Genomic DNA, 12,826 nt, shown 5'->3' on the forward strand with positions numbered 1-12,826 from the left:
CTGCCTTGCGGGCCATTTTTCATTAAATCGATCTGCGGATGACACGGTCCAGAATTTGGGCCACGTGGGATGGCCCCTGGGCCAGATCCTGCTTGTCGAGGGTTACCCAGGAGTGCTGTTCATCCATATCGAGCGAACGCTGGAGCCAGCCTGAAACGCCTCTGCCTCTCCGGTCGACTTCGACCAGGATGGAAATCCCCTCCTGCTCCGGATAGAGAATCAATTCAAGCTCTTTGATATGACCGGCATAGGATGAGCCGGGATAAAATTCAATTTCCTGCACGAATGGAACACCTTGGCCGAGCCGCGGATGATATTCGCATGTTGCTATTTTGAAGCTGAAGCCAAGCGATTCGACGGCATCGAACACAATGGATGCGTCCTCGTTCGGTTCGACGTCGATGAAATCGCGGTCCTTCGGATCGATGGCATTATCGATATCGAGTCCGGTGTGGATCCAGACCGGCTGCCGCGAAATGGTGAGCGGCGTTTCCAGCGGCAAAGGAAAGGCGAACGGAATTTCCTGCTGATCGCCAGGCTTCAACGTGAGGCGGCTTGAGACGTTGACTTTTGCAATGGTATAGGATTCTATGTATTTCTTGTCGTCGCTTTCCCTGGTATATTCCGTCATCAATTTCAAATAGATGCGGTCGACCGTCTGCTCTACGTTGCCTCCCTTAATGTGAATGATTCCGCGTACTTCTTCACCCGGATAATAGGAGGATTTTTCGAGGTGCGTATCGATCTGGGCGGCTCCAATTCCTACACTGGCTAGCATTTTGTTAAAAAACGACATAAAAGATACCTCCATAAGAGAATGTATGATAATGGAATTATACGCTGGAGGATCGTCTCTGGTTTCCATATCGAAAAAATATTTTTTGCGGTTTTTTGCGGAGCCAAGATGTTGGCGTCAATGAAGCGAAAGAATCCCCGTACGACACCGGGAAAAAGTACATGGCTCGTTCGCATTCGCGGGTCCGGCATGGTATATTGGACACGATACCATTAAGGATGGAGCAATCAAGGCATGAGTGAACAACGGCGTTCCGGACAAGGAACCAACAACAGCAAATCAGCGGCATACGGGAAGAAGCCTGGTGAGCGGACTGCAGCGAACAAAGCAGGGGCAAAGCCGATTTTTCAACGTGACCGTATGAAGAACAGCAATTCGTCGTCGGCATCCCCGCATGCGAAGGGGAGACGAGCGGATCAATATAAGCAAGGGGTACGCGGACCGAAGCCGTCATCCGGGCGCGAGCATGCGGATGAGCTGCAGGCCGGGGACGTGATTGTCGTTACGATCAAACGCCTCGGCATTAACGGCGAGGGAGTGGGTTACTACCGCCGCAAGGCGGTGTTTATCGATGGAGCGATCACGAATGAGGTGGTCAAAGCCGAGGTGAGGGAGGTTCAGCCTAGATTTATCAAGGCGCAGCTGCTGGAAGTGGAGAAGCGTTCGCCTCACCGGATAGAGCCCCCTTGCCCGGTATTCGGCATCTGCGGCGGATGCCAAATTCAGCATATTTCCTATGAGGGACAGCTGCAGGCGAAGACGGATATCGTGCGCGAAGCGTTCAGCCGCTATGCAGGATTGGACGATGTCAAGTTTAAGCCGATTCTCGGGATGGAGCATCCATGGGACTACCGGAACAAAGCGCAGCTGCAGCTGAAACGGAAGGGCCATGAAGTGATCGCAGGGCTCTATGAAGCGGACAGCCATACGATTGTGGATATCAGCGGCTGCCCGATTCAGCATCCGAAGGTCAATGAAGCGGTGGAGAAGGTCAAATCCGTACTCGAGGAATTGCGGATACCGCTTTATAAGGAGAATGGTGCCAAGGATGGCGTACGGACGATCGTAGTCCGTCACGGCTTCCAATCCGGGGAATTGCAGGTGACGCTGATCACGGCTGGAAGCAAGCTGCCAAGGCAGGACGATCTCGTTCGTATGCTGCGCCTTACCATTCCGGAGGTAAGCGGAATTTCACTCAATATCAATCCGAAGAAAACCTCGCTCATCTTCGGAGACCGGACAATCTCGCTATGGGGCACCGAGAGCATGCAGGAATCGCTGAGCGACCTGCAGTTCTCGCTGTCGCCGAGAGCGTTCTTCCAGCTGAATCCGCAGCAGACCGTCAAGCTGTACGAGTCGGTCCGGGCGGCAGCGGGGCTGACCGGGAAGGAAACCGTCATCGACGCCTACTGCGGCACCGGCACGATCGGCTTGTGGCTTGCGCCGTATGCCAAGGAGGTGCGCGGAATCGAGACGATTCCCGAAGCCGTCGAGGACGCCAAGGCGAATGCACAGCGGTACGGAAGGGCTAACGCCAGCTTCCACGTCGGCCAAGCCGAAGAGCTGCTGCCGCGCTGGGTCAAGGAAGGCATGAAGCCGGACGTCATCATTGCCGACCCGCCGCGCACCGGCCTGGACCCGCGCTTCCTGGAAACGGTGCTCCGCACCAAGCCGAAGCGGTTTGTATACGTATCCTGCAACCCTTCGACCTTAGCCAAAGATTGCAAGGTGCTTCTGGACGGCGGCTACGAGCTTGAATGGGCGCAGCCGGTCGATATGTTCCCGCAAACCAGCCATGTGGAGGCAGTCCTATTGATGAAGCTGAAATCATAGAAGCCATATGATGGCTTCATGTAAGCGAGTTTCCATTTTCGCTTTGGTCGACAACGCCCCCTTTCTATGATATGGTAGCAAGTAATTAGGCATTTCGTTCCCATGGAACGAGGTGCCTTCTCGCATATATAAAAGGTTTTTACATTAAATGTCTATCTGGAGGTGATGCAATGGTGCTCCTGATTTCCCCGCTACGGGGGGAGAAATCCGTAGTTCATAACGGACGATCGATGGAGAGTGCACCCAAATAACGATAATCTGAGGAGTGTTGTTGAGATGAGAGTAAATTTACGAGCAGAAACGCGCGCTGCGATGAACAAAACCGGACTGAAGCAGCTTCGTCTTTCGGGACGAATTCCGGCGGTTGTATTTGGCACAGGGGAAAACAATATGATGATTCAACTGTCCGCCAAAGAGTTCGGCAAATGGGCACGGAACGGTAAAGGAGGGATCCTTGAGCTTCATTTTGAAGATCGGGAGCCGATTCCGGTTTTGCTGGAGTCCGTTCAGCGTGATCCGGTAACTCGTGAATACATTCATGTCGACTTTTTACGTATCAATATAAATGAAGTTGTGCGGACGAGAGTGAATCTCGATTACATCGGCACCGCAAAAGGAGCCAAATTGGGAGGAGTCGTCCAAATCCAAAGCACGTTCATCGAGATCGAGTCCCTCCCGGACCAAATTCCTGCCACGATTCCCGTTGAAATCAGCAGACTAGAGATCGGGAATTCGCTGCATGTCGGGGATCTCAAGCTGCCCGACGGCGTCGTGCCGATTTCTTCGGCCAACGAGCTGCTTGTATCGGTGGTAACGCCGAAAGTCCAGTCGGAACAACCGGAGGCTATGTAGCTTCTGCTGCCGGCAATTGCTTCCCGAATATCGGGAAGCAATTGCCGTTTTTTTCGTTAAAGCCCTTGATAGGAATCCGCGCTGGCAGAGGAAAGCTCTTTACCCATCGATTTCTTCCATAATTCCCCTGGGAAGTAGGTAGAAAGACCCCTGACCTTTTCAAGGCGGAACCCTATAATGGAATTGCGGGAAGTCGGACATCGGAATCCCGGTTAAGCATGAATCGATCAGGAGCTTGCCCTAAGGAGGACGCGATGGATATAACCCAGGATTTCATAGATGAATGTTTCAAAGCTTATGTGCTCGAAACCTATTGCGGGAACCGTGAACGGATTCAAGCGGGCGATGTAGAACATATTATATCGCTGCAGCTTTCAAATCATGGATACTCAAGCCTGAATGGGATCGAGCATTTCGCGTCGCTGGAAGAGCTGGATTGCTCGTCCAATAGCTTGACGGAGCTTGATCTCAGCAAGAATAGCAACTTGAAAACGCTGAATTGCGGATTTAACCGAATTCGAAATTTGGAAGTCAGTCACAACGCCAAGCTGACGAAGCTGGTCTGTTACTGGAATATTCTATCCGAGCTGCGGCTCGAGCAGAACGTGGATTTAACGGAGCTGGATTGCAGCTACAACTCCCTGTTTGCTTTGGAGCTGCATCAGAACCCCCGGATAACCTATCTCCATTGCGCAAACAATTATTTAATGAGCTTACACCTGGAGGACTGTCCGGACTTGATCGAAATCCGCTGCAACCACAATCATCTGACGAAGCTGGACGTAACCGGAAATCCTTCGCTGCAAAGCTTGAGATGCTTCAATAATCACATCACCGAATTGGATCTCACTCGCAATGTGCTATTAACGGAGCTCTATTGCTCGGAGAACAAAATCTCCAAACTGGATACGCATCGTAATCCCAAGCTGGAGCGGCTGAACCATTCCAACAATCTCATCATGGAGCCGGACCATACCGTTAAGGACGTTGGGACCTTCGAATACGATGTCTCGCTGTCTTTCTACGGGGCCAGGCTTCAATGGAAGGAGACGGAGCTCTCCGTCAGCACGGAGGCCTCTGCCGAAGCGGATATGAACCGGCTGTCCCCGGTCATCCGGAATGCCTGGGCGAATTTTGGGGAGCTGAACGATCGGGCGCTGGATCTGATTGCCGGGATGCACCCCGACGAAGACGTGAACGAGTTGGTTCTATCCGAGCTTGCCTTCGACAAGGACGGCACGTTTCGGCTAGGGTATGATGCAGGCGATACGCCGGCCGGACAACTATACATATACGTCCTGTTTAACGACAAGCTTGAAATGAACGGGGATCTCGTTTATGAAACGTATTAACCTGCGAAAGGGCTGTTATATCTGATGAAAGACGATAAAATCGTATACGGGTCGATCGACGATTACATTTCCGGCTTTGCTCCGGAGGTCCAGGATATCCTGCAGACATTAAGGCATGTGATTCAGGAAACAGCCCCGGAAGCCAAGGAAAAAATCAGCTACCAGATGCCAACCTTCGACCTCCACGGGAACCTCGTGCATTTTGCGGCATTCAAGAAACATATCGGCTTTTACCCCGCGCCCAGCGGGATCGAGGCGTTCCAAGATGAGCTGAAGGTATATCATGCGTCCAAGGGAACCTTGCAATTTCCGATCGATCAGCCGCTGCCTTATGACCTGATACGCCGAATCGTCCAATATCGGGTTCAGCAAAACCTGGAGAAGGCAGAAAGCAAAGCGAAAAAGAAGAGGTAGGCGAAGTGCTCGGGAGGGGAAGGCAGCCTTGCTGCCTTCTTTTATCTTATAGAGTTTTCTTCATATAGTAGTGGGTATGCCGCCCGGCGTTCTCGATTTTGCCATACACTTCGTAACCCTGCTTAAGGTAAAAATCCAAGGCTTGAAAGCTCAGCGTATCCAATTTAACGAACTCGCATTGCTTCTCCTTCGCGATGTCTTCGGCCTTGTTTAACAGTTTGGCGCCGTACCCCGATTGACGGAAGGGTTCATCCACGAACTAATAGTGGATCTCCAGCCAGTTCCAGCATATTTCCCCAACGACTCCGCCCAAAATCTGACCGTCCTCCTTCCTTAGCAACAAGTTGATTTCCTGGTAACGGCCTTTTAAATCGTCAGGGAAATGCTTCAGATTATACGCAATCATTTGGTTTCTTACGTAATGTTTGTCCACGCTATCGGTTTCGTTTGATTCATTCGTGAAATAGATATTCATATCGTTTTACTCCTTCTGGTATGCCGGATGCGAGGTGTTTGCCGGATTCGGATACGGGTTATGCTAGCTCTCCTCCTCAACATACCATATGTGTTGCATGTACCGGCGGTAAAAAATCCTTTTAACAGAATGTACCCGTGAGCCCGCGGGGGAGCTATGTTATACTGTCAGTGTTATTTTATCCGTTTCATCTAAGGAGGATTGTCCTGACATGTGCTGCATCGCATTCATACGTATTCGTTAATGAGGGTACAGAACATCTACATCCATCCATTTTCATGTAAAAATGCGAAGGATTATTTGTGCTGTGCCTTTTTCATTACTATACGAATGAATGAGGTGCTTTTTTGTGTCCAAATATCATAAAACCCATCGTGAAAAGCTGAAGAAACCATCCAACTTTTCCGCGCAGCATCTATTAATCAGCAAAAGGCTGATTCATGATATGATCGACTTGGCCCGGATTCGCTCCACCGACACCGTTCTTGATATCGGCGCGGGTACAGGGGCGTTAACCTTTCCGCTTGCAGAGAAAGCGGCACGCGTGCTCGCAATCGAGACGGATCCGGCATTTGTGGCTAAACTGCTGGGCAAGATGAAGGATAGCAGCAACATTCTCGTCAAGCAGTCGGATTTTCTGGAAATCCCGCTGCCGAGAAATCCATTTGCCGTCGTGGCCAATATTCCGTATTCGATCACCACGCCGATCATGGGGAAGCTTTTGGAGTGCCCCGGCCTCCCTCTGCAGCGGGCCGTACTGCTTGTGGAGATGGGGGCAGCCAAACGTTTTACGGCCGTTCCTATTCAAGATCCGCGAATTCTCAGCTGGAGGATGCAGTACGACATTCGGCTCGTGCGGACCGTTTCGCCCCGTCATTTTGCGCCGCCTCCCCAAGTGGATTCAGCCATTCTGACCATTCATCGGAGGAAGAAGCCGCTCATTGCCGCATCGCATCAGCCCAAGCTTACGGCGCTGGCCGCCTATGGGCTGCGGGATGCCTGGCTGCCGTTATTTGCGGCTCTATCCGGCGTGTTTACGCCTCCCCAGATGGCGAAGCTCGTTAAAGTGCTTAGAGTGGACCGAGAGCTCCCCATCGGTCGGCTGAACGAAGAGCAGTGGGGGACCGTTTTTCATGCGATGCTCCAGCATGTGCCGGCGAATCGCTGGCCGAAGCTTCGCAAGGGCGCCGGCAGCAAGTCCAAGAAAAGAAAGCGACTTTGAAGCGTTAGCCAACACTTCGAATTCTCGCTTTTTGAAAAAAATCGCGAAATCCTCTTGACCCTGACACTAGTGTCAGGGTTTACAATGAAATCGAATCGTTCGTCCAGGAGGTGTGAAAGCATGAAAATCGGAGAACTCGCGGCCCGTACCGGCGTCAGCATTCGTTCGCTGCGGTACTACGAGCAGCAAGGATTGCTGACGCCGGTCCGAAACGAGAACGGTTATCGGGAATATTCGATGCTTGCGGAAGAGCAGGTGCGTACCATCCAGTTATATCTAAACCTTGGATTGACCACCGAGCAGATCGCCGGTTTCCTGCATTGCGTCCTGAAAAACAAAGAGGCGTTTTGTGCGGAGGTGTTCCCGATTTTTCGTCAAAAAATCGCAGAGATCGAAGCGCAGATTCACCAGCTGAATCATATCAAGATGAATCTGGAGGAACGCATGCAATCGATTCTGGATGAACGGGAATCGGAGGAAGCGGAGGAATGCAAATGAGTTTACCACGATTAGACGCAGGGAGCTTTCAAAGCTCGATCAACCAGAACGGGGTCACGCTTGTTGAATTCGGAGCGGCATGGTGTCCGCCCTGCAAAGTGCTGCTTCCCATTCTGGAAGAGCTGAGCCGGGAGGAGGCGGGTCGCCTGGACATCTATCAGGTGGATTGTGACGAATCCCCCGAGCTTGCCGCCCAATTCGGCATCATGTCCATGCCGACGGTGATTGTGTTTCATAACGGAGAACCGGCAGATAAACTGATAGGGCTCCGGCCGAAGAGTGTATACCAAGCGGCGCTGGGCCGTTATGTATCATAAAATGAATGAATAGCGAAAACGCCTCTGATGTCATGATGTCAGGGGCGTTTTCTTTTGGAGTAGAGGGCATTACGCCCGGCGTATCGAACTCTAATATATGGAAGATGAAGGGATGTAACCTGTTTAAAGGAGATACTTTAAATGAGATCAAGAAGGAAAATCGTTTCTCTTATGGCCATCATCATGTTTAGCTGTCTAGCCATGAGCTTGGTCGACGCGGTGATCCGTCCGGATTACGCCGTCAAATCCGCCATCAAAATCATCCTCTTTCTGACATTGCCGATTGGCTACGCCATCTTCGCGGGCGGGGTTCCGTTTCGCAGGCTGTTCGCGTTCGAGAGAAGGGGGCTCCTAACCTCCCTGCTGCTGGGACTCGGCGTATTCGCCTTCATACTCGGCGCCTATTTTGGGCTGGGGCCTTTATTCGACTTTACTCAGGTGACAGGGGCACTGGAGGATAATATGGGTGTCAATGCAGGCAATTTCGTATTGGTCGCCCTTTACATATCCATCGTGAATTCATTGCTGGAAGAGTTCTTTTTCCGCGGATTTGCTTTTTTCACGCTGAAGGAGCAGGTCGGGCGCAGGTTTGCATATGTATTCAGTGCCGGGGCTTTTGCCATGTATCATGTTGCGATGATGTCCAGCTGGTTCTCGGCAGGACTGTTCCTCTTGTTAATCGCGGGACTGGTTGTGGCGGGACTGCTGTTTAACTGGCTGAATGAGCGAAACGGCAATATTTACGCGTCCTGGATGGTGCATATGTTTGCCAATTTTGCGATCAATGCGATCGGTTTGATGCTATTCGGGATGATTTGAGTGTAGGGCGTCGGGCTCCCGGGCCGGGTTCAGACCGATATGGGAGGAGCAGACGCTCCGTTAACCGTTGCCGAAGGGGCCGATACGGCGGTATGGCTGGCGACGTTGGAGGATGATGGACCCAGCGGGAGTTTTTTTCGTGAACGGCAACGGATCGCTTGGTAATGCGGAACATAATTCAGCTAACAAGGGATTAAATCTATCTTATGGTATACCGATGACTCTACTAATGATTAGCAATATAAAATTACTCTGAAAAAACTCCTATTTTGAAGACGCTGATGTATAATAAGCGGTATCAGGAGGTGCAGAGTATGAGTGATATCAACATTTTCGGCCATCAGGCTCTGTTTGAACATGTCTACAAAAGTGCTCCAATTGGCATTGCCCTGGTTACGATAGAAGGAAGCTGGATCAGCGTAAATCCTGCGGCGTGCAAGATGTTTGGCTACACGGACGAAGAATTGATGGCACAGCCGGCAACCGATTATATTTACTCTGAATGTATTAACAATAAAGACAAGCTGTTACAATCTCTGGATGAAGCGTCCTCAACCATTTCGGTGGAGAAACAATTCGTACATAGAGATGGCAATGTCATCTGGGCGTCGATACATGTTTCTCTCGTTCGCGACGATCAGGATCAAACTCCCTTGTTCTTCATTTCGCAAATTGTTGATATTACCGACAGCAAGGTAGCCGAGCAGAAGCTCCAGGAGAGTATTGAGCGATACACCTCGCTGAAGAAGTATAACCATGATGCGATTATTTCCTTCAATCTGGAGGGCAGGATTATTAACGGGAACCAGATGGCGGAGCAGCTGACGGGTTTTAAGATTCCGGAGTTAATCGGAACCAAAATCTCGAATTTGATCGGCGAACGCAATCTCGCCCGAGTGCTCTCTTCTGCGGCCGATTATGTTGCCGCCGAGAAGGGGATTAACTGGATCCATCACAAGGACGGGCATCAGGTTGAAGTGCTCGCGACGCTTGCTCCCATTGTCATTCATGGCAAAAATGTGGGCTTCTACATTATAGCCAAGGATATGACGGAGCAGAAAAGGCTAATCATCGAGAAGGAAGCAGCCGAGAAGACGAATAAAGCCAAAAGCGAGTTTCTGGCGATGATGAGCCATGAGATCCGTACGCCGATGAACGGCGTAATCGGAATGACGGATTTGATACTGGAAACCGAGCTGGATGAGGAGCAGCGGGAGTACGTGCAGATCATCAAGAAGAGCGGGACAACCCTGCTGAACATCATAAATGATATTTTGGATTTCTCGAAGATCGAATCGGGCAGAACGGAGCTGGTGGAGGAAACATTCAGCCTAAGAACGGCCCTGTCCGAGACATTGAATATGATTCTTCCGAAGGCGCTGGACAAAAATATTGAGGTGACCACCTCTGTAGCGTCCGACGTGCCGAATCAAGTCTATGGGGATGTGACGAAGCTGCGGCAGGTATTAATGAACCTGCTCAGCAATGCCATTAAATTTACGCCGAACGGTTCCGTTTCGATCTCCGTTCAGTGTGTCAGGGACCAAGCTAACTCGGAGCTCATACAATTCTCCGTTACGGATACGGGAATAGGGGTGCCAAGCGAGAAAATTGCGCAGCTGTTCGAACCCTTCTATCAGGTGGATCATTATATGACACGGCAGGTGGAAGGGACGGGACTCGGACTGGCTATATGCAAAAAACTCGTTCAGTTGATGGGCGGGGATATCTGGTATGAGCGAAATCCGAATCAGCAGGGGTCCGTCTTTACGTTTACGGTCGATTTTTCGTTTAGTGCAAACGCGGGCAACATGCCGGAGGCCGGGACGGTTCACGAGAATCACTCCAACGGCAGCGATCTGAAAATTTTGATTGCTGAGGATAATGAGGTCAACCAATTAGTCCTCAAGAAGATGATTGAGAAGCTGGGGTACAATTCGACTACCGTTCTTAATGGGCTCGAGGCGGTCGAGGCCTTTATGCGATATCCGTATGACATGGTGTTCATGGATATACAGATGCCTTTCATGGATGGCATGGAAGCGGTCCAGCTCATTAAGGAATCGGCCCCGCCCGATCATCAACCTTATATCGTGGCCGTGACGGCCCATGCGATCAAGGGGGATCGGGAGAAATATTTAGGAATGGGCATGGATGAGTATGTCAGCAAGCCTGTCAGCTTGAATGTCATCTCGGCCATTATCGATCAGTTTCTGGCTGAACGAAATATTGCGCAGGCCTAAATACACAAAAGCTCAAGTGATTTCACTTGAGCTTTTGTTATTCCCATGCAGCATAACCTAGGAGGTGCTGCCGGTCACGCTGCTGCCGTTCTTCGTTAGGTTGTAGGTAATGACCTCGCCGCTCCAGAAATGAAACTTGAGGATGACTTCTCCGTCTCTGACTTCGTTAAAAAAGACAGGTTTAAGCTTGATTTCATGGCTCGCGTAGGATGGGGAAAACGTGTATTCAAACTCCTTAAAGGAGGTCCAGTCCTGCGGCCCTGCATTGCCTCCCGATGCGTAAACAGCCTCCATCGTGGCCAGCTGATCCCCATTGAACGTCGCGGGAATGCTGAACGAGTCGGTGGTTCCCTGCGTGCTGCGCAGCACAGGCGTATCATGATAGACAACCCTGAAGTTCCAGTCCGCGCCTCGATTGAACTTGGCCGTCAGTACGGCATTCACTCCGAATTGTCCGGATGAGGTCAGCCTGGACAGCAGGCTGGATGTAAACGTAATCGTATTTCCGTTCAGCGTATAATCCTGCCCGGCGACTAACCGTTGTCCGTTTGAGCGGATTTCGGTCAGTGCGTTGCCGTTCAAGTTCAATGGGATGCTTTGATCCTGGACAGCCGCTCCTTTTTTCACAAAAATCAGATCGGTATCAGCCGTGGAAGAACGTCCGCTCCAACCTGCCTTCATGATGTTGTACAGCTCCGGATCGGACCAGGTGAAGGCGGTTCGCTTAAAGTGCTGGCCGTTGTCCCATAACATATGGGTAATGTTCTTCTGTTTGAGATAATAGGTTAGGTATTCGAAGAATTTCAGTTTCTCGCCCTGCTCAATGACCCCTGTGCTTTGATCGAAGCCAAGCAGCCCGTATTCGCCAAGGATAACGGGAATCCCTCTGGCGATAAAAGTGTCATATACATGGTTGAACGTCTGATCGATATCGTTTCGGGTATCCGTCTCAAAACGGGTATACCCCGCGATGTTCACGCTGAACGGCCAAAATCCATAATAATGGACGGTGGCGATGAGATTGGCATCATTCAGCTTGGTCATGGTGTTGTACAGCTCTTTCATTCTAGCTTGAGTCGGGGATGCCTCAAGGGTAGAGAGCACAAGCGGCCGGGTTGCGTTGCGTGCTCCAGATCCGCGGACGATCCGATGGAACGACGTTTGAAGCTCATCCAGCATCTGAAAGGCTTTGGACTCGTCGGTGGTCCCACCATCCGAGAAGCGGGGTTCATTGACGCTTTCAAACATCAGCTTGTTCGAATGGGTACGGAAGCGTTGGGCAACTTGAGTCCATACGGCGTTGTACTTGGCAACGACCTCGTTGCGGTTGTTCTCCATATGGCTGATCCACAGCCACGAATCGTGATGGACATTGATCATGACGTACAGATCGGCGTCCAGCGCCCAATCGACAACCTCCTCGACCCGGTCCATGTAAGAGCCGTCGATGGCATAACTCGGTGCACTGCCGATGTGATGGCTCCAGGTTACCGGAATGCGGATGCTCTTATATCCCTGTGCCGCGATTTGGTCGATCAGCGCTTTGGTGATGCGCGGATTTCCCCATGCCGTCTCGTCAGCTCCCACGGCATCCAGCGAATTGCCCAGGTTCCAGCCGGGCTGCATATCATTGACGTAGGCTTGGGGATTTTTCTTTGGATGCTTCGGGTGTTCGTGTTTCGCTGCGGATGCGTAAGCAGGGAACAATGAGATGACCAGAGAAACGATGAGAGCCAAGGAACAGATGGATTTCTTATTGAGGTTTATCATTAGCATCTCCTTTGTCATGAAGTTGTGAAGCGGTATTTTCACTAGATTCATTCAATAACCGTTATCCGTTGTTGAGGACCTAGCTGCAACATTGGCTATTAAGGTCAGGCTTCACCTCCAAACGATATTTTTGAAAGCGCTTTCTGATAATAAATTATCATATTTTTCCATGGGGAAGTACCCGGATAATTCATCTTAAAATCATGTGGAAATTAGTTATGAGATGCAAGGAGTT

General features: G+C 50.8%; 12 protein-coding genes and 1 pseudogene. 10 read left to right on the plus strand and 3 right to left on the minus strand.

All coding sequences use genetic code 11. The features are described from left to right. Nucleotides 1-22: 22 nt before the first annotated feature. Nucleotides 23-796: a sporulation protein gene (locus AC3RCL_RS06550; RefSeq protein WP_015733829.1), complete on the minus strand. Its 774-nt coding sequence runs from the start codon at nucleotides 794-796 to the stop codon at nucleotides 23-25. Between the two features lie 234 nt (nucleotides 797-1,030). On the opposite strand from AC3RCL_RS06550, the gene rlmD reads away from it, so the two are divergent. From rlmD to AC3RCL_RS06570, 4 genes are all read left to right on the plus strand, one after another. After that, complete coding sequence (gene rlmD / locus AC3RCL_RS06555; protein ID WP_492534973.1) at nucleotides 1,031-2,629, plus strand: 23S rRNA (uracil(1939)-C(5))-methyltransferase RlmD; 1,599 nt, start codon at nucleotides 1,031-1,033, stop codon at nucleotides 2,627-2,629. Between the two features lie 276 nt (nucleotides 2,630-2,905). Then, the gene (locus AC3RCL_RS06560; protein WP_277748215.1) at nucleotides 2,906-3,481 is read left to right on the plus strand and encodes a 50S ribosomal protein L25; all 576 of its coding nucleotides are present in this window, start codon (nucleotides 2,906-2,908) and stop codon (nucleotides 3,479-3,481) included. Between the two features lie 254 nt (nucleotides 3,482-3,735). Next, nucleotides 3,736-4,833, plus strand: a complete 1,098-nt coding sequence (locus AC3RCL_RS06565) for a leucine-rich repeat domain-containing protein (protein ID WP_492534975.1) — start codon at nucleotides 3,736-3,738, stop codon at nucleotides 4,831-4,833. Between the two features lie 24 nt (nucleotides 4,834-4,857). Continuing rightward, nucleotides 4,858-5,247, plus strand: a complete 390-nt coding sequence (locus tag AC3RCL_RS06570; protein ID WP_492534977.1) for an iron chaperone — start codon at nucleotides 4,858-4,860, stop codon at nucleotides 5,245-5,247. Between the two features lie 46 nt (nucleotides 5,248-5,293). Here the strand turns inward: AC3RCL_RS06570 and AC3RCL_RS06575 are convergent. Next, nucleotides 5,294-5,722, minus strand: a pseudogene (locus AC3RCL_RS06575) (GNAT family N-acetyltransferase). 349 nt (nucleotides 5,723-6,071) lie between these two features. Here AC3RCL_RS06575 and erm point away from each other — a divergent pair. The 6 genes from erm to AC3RCL_RS06605 all read left to right on the plus strand — a co-directional run bounded on the left by erm (nucleotide 6,072) and on the right by AC3RCL_RS06605 (nucleotide 10,821). Further along, a complete protein-coding gene (gene erm / locus AC3RCL_RS06580) occupies nucleotides 6,072-6,944 on the plus strand; it encodes a 23S ribosomal RNA methyltransferase Erm (RefSeq protein WP_492534978.1) in 873 nt (290 codons plus the stop codon). 120 nt (nucleotides 6,945-7,064) lie between these two features. Further along, on the plus strand, nucleotides 7,065-7,442 hold the full coding sequence (locus AC3RCL_RS06585) for a MerR family transcriptional regulator (RefSeq protein WP_015733837.1): 378 nt from the start codon (nucleotides 7,065-7,067) through the stop codon (nucleotides 7,440-7,442). Further along, nucleotides 7,439-7,759 (plus strand): thioredoxin family protein, encoded by a 321-nt coding sequence (locus tag AC3RCL_RS06590; protein ID WP_009595391.1) that lies wholly within the window; start codon nucleotides 7,439-7,441, stop codon nucleotides 7,757-7,759. Before AC3RCL_RS06585 ends, AC3RCL_RS06590 begins: the two co-directional genes overlap by 4 nt. A gap of 141 nt (nucleotides 7,760-7,900) precedes the next feature. Then, on the plus strand, nucleotides 7,901-8,578 hold the full coding sequence (locus tag AC3RCL_RS06595; protein ID WP_492534979.1) for a CPBP family intramembrane glutamic endopeptidase: 678 nt from the start codon (nucleotides 7,901-7,903) through the stop codon (nucleotides 8,576-8,578). 39 nt (nucleotides 8,579-8,617) lie between these two features. Further along, nucleotides 8,618-8,743, plus strand: a complete 126-nt coding sequence (locus AC3RCL_RS06600; protein WP_492534980.1) for a hypothetical protein — start codon at nucleotides 8,618-8,620, stop codon at nucleotides 8,741-8,743. A gap of 149 nt (nucleotides 8,744-8,892) precedes the next feature. Continuing rightward, nucleotides 8,893-10,821, plus strand: a complete 1,929-nt coding sequence (locus AC3RCL_RS06605; protein WP_492534981.1) for a PAS domain S-box protein — start codon at nucleotides 8,893-8,895, stop codon at nucleotides 10,819-10,821. 57 nt (nucleotides 10,822-10,878) lie between these two features. Here AC3RCL_RS06605 and AC3RCL_RS06610 read toward each other — a convergent pair whose 3' ends face one another. Beyond that, nucleotides 10,879-12,591, minus strand: coding sequence for a cellulase family glycosylhydrolase (locus AC3RCL_RS06610; RefSeq protein ID WP_492534983.1), 1,713 nt, complete (start codon nucleotides 12,589-12,591; stop codon nucleotides 10,879-10,881). Nucleotides 12,592-12,826 lie beyond the last annotated feature (235 nt).

The organism is Paenibacillus sp. MT86 (assembly GCF_058792535.1).

Excerpts from the sequence above, each read along its gene's own strand:
- AC3RCL_RS06550 (WP_015733829.1), bottom strand. The coding sequence starts at position 796 with ATGTCGTTTTTTAACAAAATGCTAGCCAGTGTAGGAATTGGAGCCGCC.
- rlmD (WP_492534973.1), top strand. The coding sequence starts at position 1,031 with ATGAGTGAACAACGGCGTTCCGGACAAGGAACCAACAACAGCAAATCA.
- AC3RCL_RS06560 (WP_277748215.1), top strand. The coding sequence starts at position 2,906 with ATGAGAGTAAATTTACGAGCAGAAACGCGCGCTGCGATGAACAAAACC.
- AC3RCL_RS06565 (WP_492534975.1), top strand. The coding sequence starts at position 3,736 with ATGGATATAACCCAGGATTTCATAGATGAATGTTTCAAAGCTTATGTG.
- AC3RCL_RS06570 (WP_492534977.1), top strand. The coding sequence starts at position 4,858 with ATGAAAGACGATAAAATCGTATACGGGTCGATCGACGATTACATTTCC.
- AC3RCL_RS06585 (WP_015733837.1), top strand. The coding sequence starts at position 7,065 with ATGAAAATCGGAGAACTCGCGGCCCGTACCGGCGTCAGCATTCGTTCG.
- AC3RCL_RS06590 (WP_009595391.1), top strand. The coding sequence starts at position 7,439 with ATGAGTTTACCACGATTAGACGCAGGGAGCTTTCAAAGCTCGATCAAC.
- AC3RCL_RS06595 (WP_492534979.1), top strand. The coding sequence starts at position 7,901 with ATGAGATCAAGAAGGAAAATCGTTTCTCTTATGGCCATCATCATGTTT.
- AC3RCL_RS06600 (WP_492534980.1), top strand. The coding sequence starts at position 8,618 with ATGGGAGGAGCAGACGCTCCGTTAACCGTTGCCGAAGGGGCCGATACG.
- AC3RCL_RS06605 (WP_492534981.1), top strand. The coding sequence starts at position 8,893 with ATGAGTGATATCAACATTTTCGGCCATCAGGCTCTGTTTGAACATGTC.
- AC3RCL_RS06610 (WP_492534983.1), bottom strand. The coding sequence starts at position 12,591 with ATGATAAACCTCAATAAGAAATCCATCTGTTCCTTGGCTCTCATCGTT.